Consider the following 15,707-nt stretch of genomic DNA (forward strand, 5'->3'; position numbering starts at 1 on the left):
ATAAGATTATTAGTTTTATAATAATTTTATATCTTTGCACCCCAATTCAGATATCTGAGTTTTAGATACGAATTGGTCAAATTGATGTTAAGATGAGCAAATCAAAAGAATTTTTAATTCCTTTTATGGGGTTGAAGCTGGGAAAACACCATTTTGAGTATCAAATAAGTAACGCGTTCTTTGAGAACTTTGATTACGACGAATTTCAAAGTTCAGATATCAAAGTGAGTTTAGTTTTAGATAAGAAAAGCAACATGTTAGAGTTGGAATTCAAACATAAAGGAACTGTAAATGTGCCTTGTGATCTAACAGGCGAAGATTTTGATCTTCCTATAAAAGGGAAAATGAAATTAATTGTTCGTTTTGGAGATGAATTCAATAATGACAATGAAGAGTTGTTGATCTTGCCACACGGAGAGCATGAATTAGATGTTGCACAATACATTTATGAAATGATTGCTCTTTCGGTACCACTAAAACGAGTTCATCCGGGAGTTAAAGATGGAAGTTTACAAACTGAAGCCTTAAAAAAACTAAATGAACTGACTGTAAAAGAAGTCAAAGAAGAAAAAGAAGAGAGTAAAAAAGAAGAAGATATTGACCCGCGCTGGGACAAATTAAAGCAACTATTAACGGATAAATAATATAGTAAAATGGCACATCCTAAGAGAAAAATCTCGAAAACAAGAAGAGATAAGAGAAGAACACATTATAAAGCTACTGTAGCTCAAATCGCTACATGTCCTATTACTGGAGAAGCACATTTATACCACAGAGCTTACTGGCATGAAGGTAAAATGTATTACAGAGGGCAAGTTGTTATCGATAAATCTGTAGCGGTTGCTTAATACGTTTTTGTAAATTATACTAGAACTCTCACATAGTGAGAGTTTTTTTTGTTGGTTATAATTTTCTTTTTTTAAGAAATTATCTACAAATTAATTTCGTTTTTTTTTGTAATTTTCAAGTCTTTTAAAAATTTTTCAAATATCCTGTATCTGAAAAGAAATAATAAAATATAATGAATACAATCACAGCCGCAATTACCGCTGTTGGAGCCTATGTTCCTGACTACATACTTTCAAATAAAGTATTGGAAACAATGGTCGATACTAATGACGAATGGATCACTACTCGTACCGGAATTAAAGAACGAAGAATTCTTAAAGATGCTCACAAAGGAACATCGTTTCTTGCCATAAAAGCAGCACAAGATTTAATAGCAAAAGCTAATATTGATCCCTTAGAGATTGATATGGTAATAATGGCAACAGCTACTGCCGATATGCCGGTAGCCTCTACAGGAGTTTATGTTGCAACAGAAATTGGAGCTACTAATGCATTTGCATATGATTTGCAGGCAGCGTGTTCAAGTTTCTTATACGGAATGTCTACTGCTGCAGCTTATATACAGTCAGGACGTTACAAAAAAGTTTTATTAATTGGTGCCGATAAAATGTCATCAATTGTAGATTATACAGACAGATCTACTTGTATTATTTTTGGAGATGGAGCAGGTGCTGTTCTATTCGAACCAAATTATGAAGGCTTAGGTTTACAAGATGAGTACTTACGAAGCGATGGTGTAGGGCGCGATTTTCTTAAAATTTCTGCCGGAGGTTCTCTAATCCCAACTACAGAAGAGACCGTTAAAAACAGACAACACAATATTATTCAGGACGGGAAAACCGTTTTTAAATATGCTGTAACTAATATGGCTGACGCTAGCGAATTGATCGTTAAAAGAAACAATTTGACTAATGAAGATGTTGACTGGTTAGTGCCACATCAGGCAAACAAACGTATTATTGATGCTACTGCAAGCAGAATGAATCTTGAAGATTCAAAAGTATTAATGAATATTGAAAAATATGGTAATACAACTTCAGCAACTTTGCCATTAGTACTAAGTGATTTTGAACACAAATTCAAAAAAGGAGATAATATTATTTTAGCCGCTTTTGGTGGTGGATTCACTTGGGGATCTATTTACCTTAAATGGGCTTACGATACAAAATAAATTAAAACTAAAAACGAATCATTATGGATTTAAAAGAAATTCAAAACCTAATCAAATTTGTAGCAAATTCGGGAGTTGCAGAAGTAAAGTTGGAAATGGACGATGTGAAAATCACGATCAGAACAACTTTAGAAGGAAACGTAACTGAAACTACTTATGTACAACAATTACCAGCTCAGCAAGCATTATCGCAAGCTGTTGCTCCTCAGCAAACCGCTCCGGCTGTTGTTAATGTAACTAGTGAAGCGTCTGTTCCGGCTGAAGATTCGAAATTTATCACTATTAAATCTCCAATCATTGGTACATTCTATAGAAAACCGTCTCCAGACAAACCAGTTTTCACTGAAGTTGGAAGTGTTATCTCAAAAGGTGATGTTCTTTGTGTAATTGAAGCAATGAAATTATTCAACGAAATCGAATCAGAAGTTTCAGGTAAAATTGTAAAAATTCTTGTTGACGATATGTCTCCTGTAGAATTTGATCAACCTTTATTCTTAGTAGATCCATCTTAATTTTAGATCGTTAGATTTTAGATTTTAGACTTTTTCGAGAGTACTTAAAATCTAATTATCCAATTATCTAATTATCTAATTATCTAATTTTAAAAAGATGTTTAAAAAAATATTAATTGCGAATAGAGGAGAAATTGCACTTCGTGTAATTCGTACATGTAAAGAAATGGGAATTAAGACTGTAGCGGTTTACTCTACAGCTGATGCGGAAAGTCTACATGTAAAGTTTGCTGACGAAGCGGTTTGTATCGGACCTCCTCCGAGTAACTTATCGTATTTGAAAATGTCAAATATTATTGCTGCTGCAGAAATTACAAATGCAGATGCAATTCATCCAGGATATGGATTTCTTTCAGAGAATGCTAAATTCTCTAAAATTTGCCAGGAGCACGGAATCAAATTTATTGGTGCAGCTCCTGAAATGATTGATAAAATGGGAGATAAAGCCTCTGCAAAAGCGACAATGAAAGCTGCAGGAGTTCCATGTGTGCCAGGTTCTGACGGATTATTAGAATCTTTCGAACAAACACAAAAGTTGGCTAAAGAATTTGGTTACCCAGTAATGCTTAAGGCAACTGCCGGTGGTGGTGGAAAAGGAATGCGTGCCGTTTGGAAAGAAGAGGAATTATTGAAGGCTTGGGAAAGTGCACGTCAGGAAGCTGCTGCTGCATTTGGAAATGACGGAATGTACATGGAGAAACTTATTGAAGAACCACGTCATATCGAGATTCAGGTTGTTGGAGATTCATACGGAAAAGCATGTCACCTTTCTGAAAGAGACTGTTCAGTACAGCGTCGTCACCAAAAATTAACTGAAGAAACACCTTCTCCATTCATGACAGACGAATTGCGTGCTGCAATGGGAGAAGCTGCTGTAAAAGCTGCGGAATTTATTAAATACGAAGGCGCAGGAACAGTAGAATTTCTTGTAGACAAACACAGAAATTTCTATTTCATGGAAATGAATACACGTATTCAGGTAGAGCATCCAATTACAGAACAAGTTATTGATTATGATTTGATTCGTGAGCAAATTATGGTGGCTGCCGGAATTCCGATTTCAGGAAAAAACTATTTACCACAATTACATGCTATTGAATGTCGTATTAATGCTGAAGATCCTTATAACGATTTTCGCCCTTCACCAGGAAAAATTACTACGCTTCATATGCCAGGAGGACATGGAGTTCGTTTAGATACTCACGTTTATTCTGGTTACAGTATTCCGCCGAATTACGATTCGATGATTGCTAAGTTAATTACAACGGCACAATCTCGTGAAGAAGCGATCAGCAAAATGCGAAGAGCTTTAGATGAATTCGTAATTGAAGGTGTGAAAACTACAATACCTTTCCATAGACAATTAATGGATGATCCAAGATATATTGCAGGAGATTATACAACTGCATTTATGGATACTTTTAAAATGAATCCAATCGAATAATTATAAAGGCTGTCAATTTTGGCAGCCTTTTTTATTTTTAGATAAAAATATTAGACCCGACAGATTTCAAAACTTGTCGGGTTTTGTTTTTAAAAATGGCTTGGTAAACACTAAAAGTGTATACTTTTTACACACTCATTTTTAAAATTACACACTTTTTTGAATTTCTAAATTTTGGCACAATTAGGTTGAGGCCTTTAAAAATAAGGGTTTGAAGGATTTGGCATGTTGTGTTTGACTTACGGCATAATAATTTCATTATCTAAAGCGTAAACAACTATTAAACTAAATTACATTATGAAAAATTTATTCTTATCAGCCGCTATCGTTTTAGGAAGTTTATCTTCATTCGCATCAACTTCTCCAATAACAACTTCTATTATAAAAACGATTTCAATTCAGGATGAATACACAGAAATTAAATTAGAAGAAGTACCGGCTCCAATTAATGAAGCTTTAAAGAAATCATTTCCGGATGCAGTACTTTCTAAAGCATACAAAAATGCAAAATCAGAATACAAATTAGATGTTACTGTTGGAGAGAAAGTAGGTTCTCTTTATGCAAATGCAGACGGAACATGGATTAAAAAATAATTAATAATTAAAGTAAAATCTATTAAAATAAACTTATGTTTATTCAAATTAGCAATACTAAAATAAAATTACGAATACTAAAATACAACTATTATGAAAAATCTATTTTTATCAGCCGCAATCGTTTTGGGAGGTTTAACATCATTTGCTTCAACTTCACCAATTTCAAATACAATCGTAAAAACAATTTCTATTCAGGACGAATACACAGAAATTAAATTGGAAGAAGTACCAGTAGCAGTAACTGATGCGCTTAAAAAAGCTTATCCGGATGCAGTACTTTCTAAAGCATATAAAAATGCAAAATCAGAATACAAATTAGACGTTACTGTAGGAGACAAAGTAGGTTCTCTTTATGCTAACGCAGACGGATCTTGGGTTAAAAAATAATCTATAGAGATTCAGTTTAAAGTTTAAAAAATTATTATACACACTATTAAATTAAATATCATGAAAAATTTATTTTTATCAGCAGCAATCGTTTTGGGAGGTTTAACATCATTTGCTTCAACTTCTCCAATCTCAAATACAATCGTAAAAACTATTTCAATTCAGGACGAATATACAGAAATTAAATTGGAAGAAGTACCAGCTGCAGTTACAGATGCGCTTAAAAAAGCTTATCCGGATGCAGTACTTTCTAAAGCCTACAAAAATGCAGCTTCTCAATATAAATTAGAAGTTACTGTAGGAGACAAAGTAGGTTCTCTTTATGCTAATGCAGACGGATCTTGGGTTAAAAAATAATCATTAACTACTAAAAAACTATTATTATGAAAAAGTTAATCTTATCGGCAGCTATCCTATTGGGAGGGTTGTCAACACAGGCAGCAGTTATTGATCAAACAAATACAATAACGCATACAATAAAAATTCAGGATGAGTATAAAGAAATTGATGCTGTTCCGGCAGCTATTAAAACAGCTTTAGATAATGCTTATCCAGGAGTTAAACTTGACAAAGCATATGTAAACGACAAAAAAGAGTATAAAATCGAGATTACCGTAAGAGGTGAAAAATCGGTTGTTTACACTGATGCGACAGGAAACATTCTTAAAAAGTAACCAATAAAATCCCCATAACATGAAAAAGTTAATCTTATCGGCAGCTATCCTTTTAGGAGGTGTGTCAATGAATGCAGCAACTCAGGTTGTAACAAATTCAATTGTTTCAGTAAATATTCAGGATGAATACACTGAAGTTGCTGCAGATGCTGTTCCGGCCGCTGTAAAATCAACAATTGAAAAATCGTTTGTAGGTTCTAAACTAGAAAAAGCATGGAAAAATGCTAAGGAAGAATACAAACTTGAAATTTCGAAAGAAGGTAAAAAATATACTTTTTTTACAGATGCTTCAGGAAACATAATTAAAAAATAATTAAAAAGAACATTATGAAAAAGTTAATCTTATCGGCAGCTATAATTTTGGGAAGTTTATCAATACATGCAACAACTACAGAAGCTGAACCTGTAAAGATTGCTGTCAATGTTCAGGATGAATATAAAGAAGTTGCTCCTGATGCAGTTCCGGCTGTAGTGAAGACAGCTTTAGAAACAGCTTACCCTGGCGCAAAGCTAGTGAAAGCGTATACAAATGAAAAAAAAGAGTATAAACTCGAAATATCAGTTGGTGACCAAAAGGCTACTGTCTATTCAGATGTCAATGGCAATTGGTTGAAAATATAATTAGGTGAATTAGATTTATGTTTTTGGTAAAAAAGAGATTGCGACGTGCAATCTCTTTTTTTTTGCATAATTTTATGAAAATACAAGTTTAATAGTATTATTTTAGCAAAAAAGACCCTAAAAACAGATGTCAAAGATATTAGTGATAGAAGATGATATTTCGTTCTGCAAATTATTAGAGAAATTTCTAATAAAAAAAGCATACGATGTAACCGTTGCTTTCTCGGCAGAAGAAGCCCGATTGGCAATGAAGAAAGAATCTTTCGATTTGATTCTGACAGACCTGCGTTTGCCTGATTCTGACGGCATAGGACTGATGTCTGAATTTAAAACTTCAAACCCTGAAATCCCTGTGATTCTTATGACGGGATATTCAGATGTAAATACTGCGGTTAAAGCCATTAAAAATGGTGCTGCCGATTATATTTCAAAACCTTTTAATCCTGATGAGGTTTTATTGGTTATTACAAATGCTTTAAAAAATTCTGAAATAGAAGAAGAAGTTCAGACGAAAGAAATAAAAGCTCCGAAAAAGAAAGAAGCTACTTCATCTGAAAATGAATTTGTCAGAGGTATTTCTGTTGCTTCCAAAAAATTATTAGATCACATTCATTTGGTGAGTCCCACAGATATGTCGGTTTTGATTATTGGGGAAAGTGGAACAGGGAAAGAAATTATTGCCAAAAGCATTCATCAGCAAAGCACCAGAAAAAACAATAATTTTATCGCAGTAGATTGTGGCGCAATTCCAAAAGAATTAGCTGCAAGTGAATTTTTCGGACATTTAAAAGGATCGTTCACCGGAGCAATCAGCGACAAGATGGGATATTTTGAAGCAGCAAATGGTGGGACTTTGTTTTTAGATGAAATAGGAAATCTTTCTTATGAAAATCAAATACAGTTGTTGAGAGCACTTCAGGAAAGAAAAATTAAGCCTGTTGGAAGCAATAAAGAAATTAACGTCGATATCCGTATCATAACTGCTACAAATGAAGATTTACGTGAGGCAGTAAAAAACGGTGATTTTAGAGAAGATTTATACCATAGAATCAACGAATTCTCGATTCTTTCACCTTCGTTAAAAGACAGGGAAGAAGATTTAATGGTTTTTGCAGAATATTTTCTTGAAAAAGCCAATAATCAACTGAATAAAGAAATTATCGGATTTTCACCAGAAGTAGTTGCTATTTTTCAAAAATACAATTGGCCAGGGAATTTACGTGAGTTGCAAAACTGCGTAAAACGCGCCACGCTGCTAACAAGAGGGAATTATATTGAAAGCGATGTTTTGCCAGCGGAGTTTTTTCAGGTTCAGAAAATCAACCCACAAAATTCGAATGAAACTTTCTCGTTGTCAGAAAATGAAAAAGAAACGATTATTCATGCGCTTTCAAGAACTCAGAATAATAAATCGGAAGCAGCTAAACTACTTAAAATTACAAGAAAGACACTTTATAATAAATTAAAGCAATACAATATCGATTAAGCCTTTGTTGCTATAAAGCTGAATTTCTGCCACGAATTACACAAATTTCCACAAATTAAATTTTTGAAATTATCTCTTTGGATTGGCTTGCGGCGATATTTTTTAAACAATTTCTTTTTCCAGCGCGTTAAAAAGTGATTCATTTTTAGCTTTTAAAGCCTTAAAAATATCTTTCAAATCAGATATTTCAAAATCATTTTTATCTAAAACTTTTAATATCCCGCCAATTTCATAGGCTTCAATTTGATTGAACATTGGCGCAATTCGATGCGCGATAGCATTTATTTCCGGGACATTTTCTTCTTCAATGGCAGTTTCTAAAAATCCAAGATTTTCATTGGTGCTTTCTATAAATGATTTTAAAACTTCGTTTAAGGCATTTTTATCATTTCCTAAAAAGTCTTTTAGTGTTTCTAAGGAGTAAGATTTTGTGGCCATTTTTTCTTCATTGTCATTAATATCAACCACAGGCAAAGTATCATTTTCTAAAATAAGATGAATGGTTTCCAATAATATTTTTGGCGAATACGGTTTTTTAACCACAGTTGTAAAACCGGCTTCTGCGTATACAGACGGAGCTAAATCAGTTCTTCCGGTTAAAGCTATTACCGGTTGATTTTTGTAAATAGAAGTGTTCTTAAGTTTTTGAAGAAACATGAAACCATCCATTTCCGGCATTTGAATATCAGTTATGATAAAATCAAAATTCGTTTTCTGAATAGCTTCCAACGCTTTAATTGCGCTGTTGAAAGACAATATCTGATGATTTTCCTTTCTTAAAACACCGCTGGTTAAATTGAGCAGATTAATATCGTCATCAATCACAATGAAAGTTTGCTTTTTAGTATTGCGGATGATTCTTTTTTTAACTTCAGGAATCGAATTTGTACTGCTGTCAAACAATAACGGCAGCTGAATTTCAAAAGTACTTCCTTTTCCGAATGCACTTTCAAGCTGTAAAGTTCCTCCTAAAATAGAAATTATTTTTTGGCAGATTGACAATCCTAAACCTGTTCCGCCGTATTTTTTTTCGATGCCTTCATTAGCTTGTGCAAATTCTTCAAAAACCAATTTCTGATTTTCTTTTTCAATTCCTATCCCGCTATCTTCAATTATAATCGTGAAAAATTGATCATTTTCAGCAATAAAAGCACTGATTCTGATAAAACCTTCTTCTGTAAATTTGTAGGCGTTCCCTATAATGTTGCTTAAGATTTGTTTCAGTCGAAACGGATCCCCAACAATTTTCGTGTTCAGCTTTTCATCAGCATTAATAGTAAGTTCGATGTTTTTTTGTTTGTAAACGGTCTGAATGCTTTTGGCAACTTCATCAATAATTTCAGGCAATAAAAAAGGTACTTTTTCAATGGTAATTTTCCCTGCTTCGATTTGAGAGAAATCCAATAAATCCTGAACCAATTGGGTAATATATTCCGATGAATTTTTAATGTTTTTAATGAAGTAAGATTGCTTTGTATTCACATCAGAATTGCCTAAAAGTTCCGAATAACCTACAATGGTACTCAAAGGCGTTTTTAAATCATGACTTACGGTCGAGATCAATTGCTCGCGACTTTTTAATAAATTCCTCGTTTTGAAATTCGCAATTTCGAGCTGTCTTTTATAAACTTGCGATTTCGAATAATCGCTCACAATTAAAATAGAGAAAAACAACGTTAATATCAAACCAATAATAGCCGAAGCCGTTACAATTTCATTGACTTTTTTAAGTGATTTTTCTTTTAAAGAATTGTTTTTAATTGAGTTGATAATGATTTCTCTCTCGATAATTCGAAGCACTTTTCGGAGTTGTTCAGAGATGGCGATTTCATTTTTAAGCAATTTATTTTCTTCAAAATTCAGTGATTCTTTTTTCTTTTCTGCCTTTAGTTTTACATTACTCAAAAGCTTTTTCGAATTGGCCAGGATAGAATCAGAAGCTTGTTTGCTTAACGTATTGGTGCTGTCGTCCGGAATATTCTGATTTAGATAATCGACATATTTCTGAAGCACATTTCGCTGGTAACTTCCAAGCTGATTTGGGCTTTTAGTAAAATCCTGAAGTTCTAATTTTCGAAGTTTAAACTCCATTTTGGTGATTTCATCAATAGCAGTATTTACCGAAACTTCATCATCAGCTTTGTTTTTTATCGCTTTTAATTGCTGAATGTTCTTTGTCTTTTCAGATAAATAATAATTAACGCTGTCCAACAACGTTTTTTGATATTGTGTAGTTACGATTTGTTTTAAAGTGTCAATTCTGGAGCGTAAAGAATCAGTTTCAGTAAGGTAACTTTTAAAATCCCTTTCAGAGTTGGTCTGAATTGTTTTTCGGGCTAAACTTTCGGTTTTATATACGTTCGAAAATAATTTGCTGACTCTTAAAATTTTGGTTTTTTCTAAGGCAATTTTATCTTCCAGTTTGTTATAAACTACATTTTCAGAATATAAAAACCATCCGACTGTCACAACCAAAGCCAGTAATGCAACATAGCTGAAAAGCACTTTAATGGCCGTGTAACTTTTTTTGCTCTCCATGTTATTATTGTAGGGATTTGGATGTTTTTTAAATTCGAATTCCTTGCAATTTATTCAAAAAAATCTGTTTTAAAAAGAGAATCGAAATCAAAAGTTTTACATAATTAAAAGGTCTGAAAAATAAAATAGCCACAGATTATATAAATCTGCGGCTATTAAAATATTTCTTATTCGTAAATTATAACGTTTCGTTCAGCCATTTGAAAAATTCACCTTGCCAAACCTGAGCATTTTGCGGATGCAATACCCAGTGATTTTCATCAGGGAAATAAACAAATCGGCTTTTGATTCCTCTTAATTGAGCAGCCTGAAAAGCTTCTTGTCCTTGTCCAATTGGCACACGGAAATCTTTTCCTCCCTGGAAAATTAAAATTGGTCGATTCCAATTTTGAACCAAAGTTGCCGGGTTAAAAGTGGTATATGATTTTTGAGCTATAGCATTATCTTTTTCCCAATAAGCACCGCCAAAATCCCAATTGTTAAAGAAAACTTCTTCAGTAGTTCCCAGCATACTTACGGTATTAAAAACTCCGTCATGTGCAATAAACGTTTTGAAACGGTTGTTGTGAATTCCTGCCAAATAGAATACTGAATATCCTCCGTAACTTGCACCAACACAACCTAAACGGCTTTTGTCAACGTAGCTTTCTTTGGCAACATCATCAATCGCAGAAAGGTAATCATCCATAACTTGTCCGCCCCAGTCTTTACTGATTTTCTCATTCCATTCAACTCCATGTCCTGGCATACCGCGACGGTTTGGAGCTACAACTACATAACCTTTAGCGGCCATTAGTGAAAAATTCCAACGGAAAGAATACGATTGTGTCAACGCACTTTGTGGTCCGCCCTGGCAGAATAATAAGGTTGGATATTTTTTTGTAGCATCAAAATTTGGAGGCAAAATTACCCAAACCAACATTTTTTTACCGTCAGTCGTGGTAACATAACGTTTTTCTGTTTTGCTTAAAGCTAATGTTTTGTAGGTATCTGTATTTACATTTGAAAGTTGTTTCCAGGTATTTTTTTTCAAATTAAAAGAATAAATCTCCGGTGCATGATTCATGTCATTTCTTGTTACGATGATATCATCTCCCGCGAAACCAACTAAATCATTTACGTCAAAATCACCTTTTGTAATTTGGCGAACCTGAATAGCGATTCTTGTCAATCCCGGAAAATTCACCACAAAAAGTTGTTTTGTCCCGTCAACTGGTGCTACAAAATAAACGTTTTTGGCATCTTTACTCCAGATAAAATTATCTACAGTTCCGTCCCAATTGGCCGTTAAGTTCGTTTTGATTCCTTTAAATTCAACAATAATGTCATTTTTATCCGCTTCGTAACCATCACGTTTCATTTGGAGCCAGGTTAAGTTTCCTGTTGGAGAAAATTGTGGTGCAGTATCGTAACCTAAATTATCTTCGGTTCTGTTAGTTGTTTTTTGAGTCTCTAAATTGTACTCATAAATATTGGTATTTGTAGAAATAGCATATTGTGTTCCTGCTTTTTTCTTGCAAACGTATAAGATGCTTTTTCCGTCTGGAGACCAGATATAATCTTCGTCACCTCCAAAAGGTTTTTGAGGAGAATCAAAATTTTCACCTTTTAAGATGTCAATTCCGGTTGTACCTTCTTTGTTTTCTTTATAAAAAACGTGGTTGAATTTCCCTTCGTTCCAGGTATCCCAATGACGATAATCTAAACCATCATAAATTTGAGCATCTGATTTGTCAAGGCTTGGATAAAAATCTTTTCCTAAAACCTTTTCCAGTTTTACTTCTTCATTGTACACTAAAAATTTTCCGTCAGGCGAAATATTTTTGTCGGCCAAAACAGTTTTGGTGTCTTTAATTTCAGTTGCAGTTCCGCCATTCACCGGCAAGATGTAAAATTTTGAAGACGATTTGTTTTCTTCTATCGAAGGAGTAGAAACCTTAAAAACAACATTTTTTTCATCTTTCGAAAGTCCAAGTGCCGTCACTCTTCCTAATTTCCATAACAATTCTGGTGACATCACATTCTGTCCGATAGCGTTTAAACTCATCATTATTAAGGTTGTAAATAATACTTTTTTCATAATAAAATTCTAATATTCGTGGGGCTAAAAATACAACATTTAAATTCCAAATAGTTAAATTCCAAATCCCAAAAAATGTTAAAAATCCCAAAGTTTATACTAACGTTTTTCCGCCACGAATTCACGAATTATTTTTTCACGCAGATTTAAAAAGATTTGAGCAGATTCACGCAGATTTTTTTATTAAATCAAATAAAATCTGCAAAATCTGCGGGAGACAAATATTAAAAGTTAGTCACGAATTACCCGAATTTCCATTAATTAAATTTGCGTTAATTTGTGTAATTTGTGGTAAAAAACAAAGCCAAGAATTCACGATTTTTTTTTGATAATCTTTGAAAATGAAAATTCGTGAATTCGTGGCGATTGAAAGTAAAGTTTTAAATTTATTTCCTAAATTGGAATTTGGAATTTAAAAGATTGGAATTTAATTTAAGTCAAAGATGGAATTAAGTTATTGGGAATTAAAAAACTGGTTTACAAATGTTGATTATACCATAGTTGGAAGTGGAATCGTAGGTTTGCACGCAGGATTACGCTTGCGCGAAAGATTTTCAACGGCTAAAATTTTAGTTTTAGAAAGAGGAATGTTACCTCAGGGTGCCAGTACGAAAAATGCCGGTTTTGCCTGTTTCGGAAGTCTCTCTGAAATTATGGAAGATCTCAAAACACATTCAGAAGAAGATGTTGTTAATTTGATAGAAAAGCGTTGGAAAGGATTGCAGTTACTGCGAAAAAGATTGGGAGATTCGGCAATTGATTTTAAACCTCACGGCGGATATGAGTTGTTTTTGAAAGAAGACGATCTTGGTTTTGGAGAATGTATTTCGAGATTGCCTTTTATAAACGAAATTTTAAAACCACTTTTTAAAGCTGATGTTTTTGCCAAAGAAACAGACCGTTTTGGTTTTGGAAACATACAGGACTATTTAATTTTTAATCCGTTTGAAGCGCAGATCGATACGGGAAATATGATGCAGGAATTGCTGAAACAAGCTGTTGCTGCTGATATTTTAATTTTGAATCAGCAAACCGTAACAGGTTATACTGATTTTGGGAATCAGGTTGAAATTGCATTGAATGATTTTAGTTTTATTTCAAAAAAAATACTTTTCGCAACAAATGGCTTTGCAAATACGTTAACAAAAGGAGCAGTTCAACCAGCGAGAGCCCAGGTTTTAATTACAGAACCAATACCGAATTTAGATATTCGGGGCACTTTTCATTTGGATCGCGGTTATTATTATTTCAGAAATATAGGCGACCGAATCCTACTTGGCGGGGGCCGAAACTTAGATTTTGAAACCGAAAACACAACCGAATTTGGACAGACGAAAATTGTGCAAAATAAATTGGAAGAGTTGCTGAAAAATGTAATTTTACCAAATCAGGATTTCCAGATCGCGCATCGTTGGAGCGGGATTATGGGAGTAGCGAACAGTAAAAATCCTGTTGTTTCGCAACTGTCTGAAAACGTGTTTTGTGGAGTGCGTTTAGGCGGAATGGGCGTAGCAATAGGCAGTTTAATAGGAACAGAATTAGCAGATTTAATATAATGGCAGCAACCAAAAAACCAGCACCAAAAAAAACAACCGCAAGTAAACCAAAGCCAGCAGCGAAAAAGAAAACCAATCGAACGTTTGGCGAGAAAGTAAAATGGTTTTTTATTAAACTGTTTTTATGGTTTTTCGGACTTTCGATCGGATCAGTCATCATTTTTAAATATGTGCCGGTACCTTTTACACCTTTAATGGTGATTCGTGCTATCGAAAATAAATTAGGCGGAAAGGAAGTTTACTTTGATCACGACTGGGAACCTATTGAGAAAATTTCGATGAATTTGCAGAAAGCGGTTATCGCCAGTGAAGACGGGACTTTTTTATATCATAATGGTTTCGATTTTAAGGCGCTTCAAAAAGCCTACAAAAGCAACGAACGTGGACGCCGAATTCGTGGCGGAAGTACCATTTCGCAGCAAACCGCCAAAAATGTCTTTTTATGGCAGGGAAAAAGTTATTTCCGTAAAGGTTTAGAAGCTTATTTTACCGTTTTAATCGAAATTATTTGGGGGAAACAACGCATCATGGAAGTTTATCTGAACAGTATCGAAATGGGCGATGGTGTTTACGGAGCTTATGCGGCGACAGAACATTGGTACCGTCGTGATGCTTCCAGTTTAACTGCCATGCAGGCAGCCGGAATTGCAGCAATATTACCAAACCCGAGAAAATTTAAAGCAACAGGTTCATCAAGTTATATCAATCGACGTAAAGAGCGAATTGTTCGAGAAATGCGTGCCGTTGGAAAAATAAATTATAATGCGAAATAAAAAGATTGGTTTTGTATTTCTGGTTCTAACCACAGCGCTATCTTTTGGGCAGGGAAAAACAAAAGAATTTGGTTTTATTTCCGATAATGATTTATACACTTCGTCTAAAAACGATATGTATTATACGAACGGTTTAGAACTTTTCTTCAGATATCTATCCAAAAACGAAAACGAAAAAATCAATAAAAAGATTACCGAATTTCGCGTTGGACAATACATTTACAATCCGAGATTTATTAATGAAACGGCTGTTGATATTAATGATCGGCCTTTTACCGGATATCTTTTTGCCGAGGCCGGAAGAAGTTTTTTCTATAACAGTGAATCCGTTTTAAAGACCGATTTTCAATTGGGTTATATGGGGCCAAATGCTTTTGGCCGCGAAACCCAGGAAAGTTTTCACCATATTATTGGTTATAAAAAAGTTTATGGCTGGGAAAATCAGCTTCATAATGCACTTGCCGTACAGGCGCATGTCATGTATTCGAAGAAATTATTTCCAGACAAACACAACGATTTTGTAGATCTTCATTTTCAATCTGAAGCGAATTTGGGGACTATTTTTGATGGTGTTTCTACAGGATTTTTAGCCAGAATAGGTTTCAAAAAATTACTTCCTGTTTATGATTCTAATTTGCATGACGCTTCTGTGAGTTCTCAACCGCAATTTAATGTGAGGGAATTTTACTTTTATGCGATGCCAAGTGTCAATTACCAATTTTACGATGCTACTATAGAAGGCAGTATGTTCAGCGACACCAGTCCGGTGACTTTTGAGTTGGAACCGCTTCGTTTCAACGCCGAATTTGGTTTGAAATACCGCCATAACAATTTCAATATTTCTTATTCTTTTCTTTACCGAGGCCGTGAATTGAAAGATCCTGAAACGAATACCAATTCAGGTTATTTTTATGGATCGATCCGATTGGGGTTTTTGATTAAGTAGGGTTATTTGCCACGAAGGCGCTAATACATTTAGGTTAAACATAAATGTAAAAAACAATTTTGGGGTTATAGCC

Annotated in this window: 17 protein-coding genes; 15 read left to right on the forward strand and 2 right to left on the reverse strand. The window is 34.1% G+C overall.

What is annotated here, in order from left to right; genetic code table 11:
- Positions 1 to 92 precede the first annotated feature (92 nt).
- The 12 genes from ASC72_RS03695 (at position 93) to ASC72_RS03750 (ending at position 7,741) form a co-directional block, all read left to right on the forward strand.
- Positions 93 to 644: a DUF177 domain-containing protein gene (locus ASC72_RS03695; protein WP_056186989.1), complete on the forward strand. Its 552-nt coding sequence runs from the start codon at positions 93 to 95 to the stop codon at positions 642 to 644.
- Positions 645 to 653: 9 nt separating this feature from the next.
- Positions 654 to 848 carry a 50S ribosomal protein L32 gene (gene rpmF, locus ASC72_RS03700; protein WP_007137315.1) on the forward strand — a complete coding sequence of 65 codons (195 nt, stop codon included), beginning with the start codon at positions 654 to 656 and terminating at the stop codon, positions 846 to 848.
- Positions 849 to 1,021: 173 nt separating this feature from the next.
- Positions 1,022 to 2,020, forward strand: coding sequence for a beta-ketoacyl-ACP synthase III (locus ASC72_RS03705; RefSeq protein ID WP_056186992.1), 999 nt, complete (start codon positions 1,022 to 1,024; stop codon positions 2,018 to 2,020).
- Positions 2,021 to 2,043: 23 nt separating this feature from the next.
- Positions 2,044 to 2,532, forward strand: a complete 489-nt coding sequence (accB, locus tag ASC72_RS03710; protein WP_056186996.1) for an acetyl-CoA carboxylase biotin carboxyl carrier protein — start codon at positions 2,044 to 2,046, stop codon at positions 2,530 to 2,532.
- Between the two features lie 97 nt (positions 2,533 to 2,629).
- Positions 2,630 to 3,976 (forward strand): acetyl-CoA carboxylase biotin carboxylase subunit, encoded by a 1,347-nt coding sequence (gene accC, locus ASC72_RS03715; protein ID WP_056186998.1) that lies wholly within the window; start codon positions 2,630 to 2,632, stop codon positions 3,974 to 3,976.
- Between the two features lie 297 nt (positions 3,977 to 4,273).
- Positions 4,274 to 4,570, forward strand: coding sequence for a hypothetical protein (locus ASC72_RS03720; RefSeq protein ID WP_056187001.1), 297 nt, complete (start codon positions 4,274 to 4,276; stop codon positions 4,568 to 4,570).
- A 93-nt stretch (positions 4,571 to 4,663) separates the two neighbouring features.
- Positions 4,664 to 4,960, forward strand: a complete 297-nt coding sequence (locus tag ASC72_RS03725; RefSeq protein WP_056187005.1) for a hypothetical protein — start codon at positions 4,664 to 4,666, stop codon at positions 4,958 to 4,960.
- A 60-nt stretch (positions 4,961 to 5,020) separates the two neighbouring features.
- On the forward strand, positions 5,021 to 5,317 hold the full coding sequence (locus ASC72_RS03730; protein WP_056187008.1) for a hypothetical protein: 297 nt from the start codon (positions 5,021 to 5,023) through the stop codon (positions 5,315 to 5,317).
- Between the two features lie 26 nt (positions 5,318 to 5,343).
- On the forward strand, positions 5,344 to 5,634 hold the full coding sequence (locus ASC72_RS03735) for a hypothetical protein (RefSeq protein ID WP_056187012.1): 291 nt from the start codon (positions 5,344 to 5,346) through the stop codon (positions 5,632 to 5,634).
- Positions 5,635 to 5,653: 19 nt separating this feature from the next.
- Positions 5,654 to 5,947, forward strand: coding sequence for a hypothetical protein (locus ASC72_RS03740; protein ID WP_056187015.1), 294 nt, complete (start codon positions 5,654 to 5,656; stop codon positions 5,945 to 5,947).
- 14 nt (positions 5,948 to 5,961) lie between these two features.
- Positions 5,962 to 6,255 carry a hypothetical protein gene (locus tag ASC72_RS03745; RefSeq protein WP_056187018.1) on the forward strand — a complete coding sequence of 98 codons (294 nt, stop codon included), beginning with the start codon at positions 5,962 to 5,964 and terminating at the stop codon, positions 6,253 to 6,255.
- A 127-nt stretch (positions 6,256 to 6,382) separates the two neighbouring features.
- A complete protein-coding gene (locus ASC72_RS03750; protein ID WP_056187021.1) occupies positions 6,383 to 7,741 on the forward strand; it encodes a sigma-54 dependent transcriptional regulator in 1,359 nt (452 codons plus the stop codon).
- 102 nt (positions 7,742 to 7,843) lie between these two features.
- On the opposite strand, the gene ASC72_RS03755 is transcribed toward ASC72_RS03750, so the two are convergent.
- Entirely contained in the window at positions 7,844 to 10,279 is a 2,436-nt protein-coding gene (locus ASC72_RS03755; protein WP_056187023.1) for a hybrid sensor histidine kinase/response regulator, read from the reverse strand.
- Positions 10,280 to 10,457: 178 nt separating this feature from the next.
- Complete coding sequence (locus tag ASC72_RS03760) at positions 10,458 to 12,359, reverse strand: S9 family peptidase (RefSeq protein WP_056187026.1); 1,902 nt, start codon at positions 12,357 to 12,359, stop codon at positions 10,458 to 10,460.
- A 443-nt stretch (positions 12,360 to 12,802) separates the two neighbouring features.
- Between ASC72_RS03760 and ASC72_RS03765 the strand changes: the two genes are divergently transcribed.
- Genes ASC72_RS03765 through ASC72_RS03775 form a run of 3 tightly spaced genes read left to right on the forward strand, consistent with a single transcriptional unit; the run spans position 12,803 to position 15,634 of the window.
- The gene (locus tag ASC72_RS03765) at positions 12,803 to 13,915 is read left to right on the forward strand and encodes an FAD-binding oxidoreductase (RefSeq protein WP_056187029.1); all 1,113 of its coding nucleotides are present in this window, start codon (positions 12,803 to 12,805) and stop codon (positions 13,913 to 13,915) included.
- Positions 13,915 to 14,688 carry a monofunctional biosynthetic peptidoglycan transglycosylase gene (mtgA, locus tag ASC72_RS03770; RefSeq protein ID WP_056187031.1) on the forward strand — a complete coding sequence of 258 codons (774 nt, stop codon included), beginning with the start codon at positions 13,915 to 13,917 and terminating at the stop codon, positions 14,686 to 14,688. The genes ASC72_RS03765 and mtgA overlap by 1 nt, the downstream gene beginning before the upstream one ends.
- Positions 14,678 to 15,634, forward strand: coding sequence for a lipid A deacylase LpxR family protein (locus tag ASC72_RS03775; protein ID WP_056187035.1), 957 nt, complete (start codon positions 14,678 to 14,680; stop codon positions 15,632 to 15,634). Before mtgA ends, ASC72_RS03775 begins: the two co-directional genes overlap by 11 nt.
- Positions 15,635 to 15,707: the final 73 nt, after the last annotated feature.

This window comes from Flavobacterium sp. Root420 (assembly GCF_001427905.1).
Lineage (GTDB): Bacteria > Bacteroidota > Bacteroidia > Flavobacteriales > Flavobacteriaceae > Flavobacterium.

Coding starts and splice junctions, on each gene's coding strand:
- ASC72_RS03695 (WP_056186989.1), top strand. CDS start 93: ATGAGCAAATCAAAAGAATTTTTAATTCCTTTTATGGGGTTGAAGCTG.
- ASC72_RS03760 (WP_056187026.1), bottom strand. CDS start 12,359: ATGAAAAAAGTATTATTTACAACCTTAATAATGATGAGTTTAAACGCT.
- ASC72_RS03705 (WP_056186992.1), top strand. CDS start 1,022: ATGAATACAATCACAGCCGCAATTACCGCTGTTGGAGCCTATGTTCCT.
- ASC72_RS03725 (WP_056187005.1), top strand. CDS start 4,664: ATGAAAAATCTATTTTTATCAGCCGCAATCGTTTTGGGAGGTTTAACA.
- ASC72_RS03720 (WP_056187001.1), top strand. CDS start 4,274: ATGAAAAATTTATTCTTATCAGCCGCTATCGTTTTAGGAAGTTTATCT.
- rpmF (WP_007137315.1), top strand. CDS start 654: ATGGCACATCCTAAGAGAAAAATCTCGAAAACAAGAAGAGATAAGAGA.
- mtgA (WP_056187031.1), top strand. CDS start 13,915: ATGGCAGCAACCAAAAAACCAGCACCAAAAAAAACAACCGCAAGTAAA.
- ASC72_RS03750 (WP_056187021.1), top strand. CDS start 6,383: ATGTCAAAGATATTAGTGATAGAAGATGATATTTCGTTCTGCAAATTA.
- ASC72_RS03730 (WP_056187008.1), top strand. CDS start 5,021: ATGAAAAATTTATTTTTATCAGCAGCAATCGTTTTGGGAGGTTTAACA.
- accB (WP_056186996.1), top strand. CDS start 2,044: ATGGATTTAAAAGAAATTCAAAACCTAATCAAATTTGTAGCAAATTCG.
- ASC72_RS03765 (WP_056187029.1), top strand. CDS start 12,803: ATGGAATTAAGTTATTGGGAATTAAAAAACTGGTTTACAAATGTTGAT.
- ASC72_RS03745 (WP_056187018.1), top strand. CDS start 5,962: ATGAAAAAGTTAATCTTATCGGCAGCTATAATTTTGGGAAGTTTATCA.
- accC (WP_056186998.1), top strand. CDS start 2,630: ATGTTTAAAAAAATATTAATTGCGAATAGAGGAGAAATTGCACTTCGT.
- ASC72_RS03755 (WP_056187023.1), bottom strand. CDS start 10,279: ATGGAGAGCAAAAAAAGTTACACGGCCATTAAAGTGCTTTTCAGCTAT.
- ASC72_RS03775 (WP_056187035.1), top strand. CDS start 14,678: ATGCGAAATAAAAAGATTGGTTTTGTATTTCTGGTTCTAACCACAGCG.
- ASC72_RS03740 (WP_056187015.1), top strand. CDS start 5,654: ATGAAAAAGTTAATCTTATCGGCAGCTATCCTTTTAGGAGGTGTGTCA.
- ASC72_RS03735 (WP_056187012.1), top strand. CDS start 5,344: ATGAAAAAGTTAATCTTATCGGCAGCTATCCTATTGGGAGGGTTGTCA.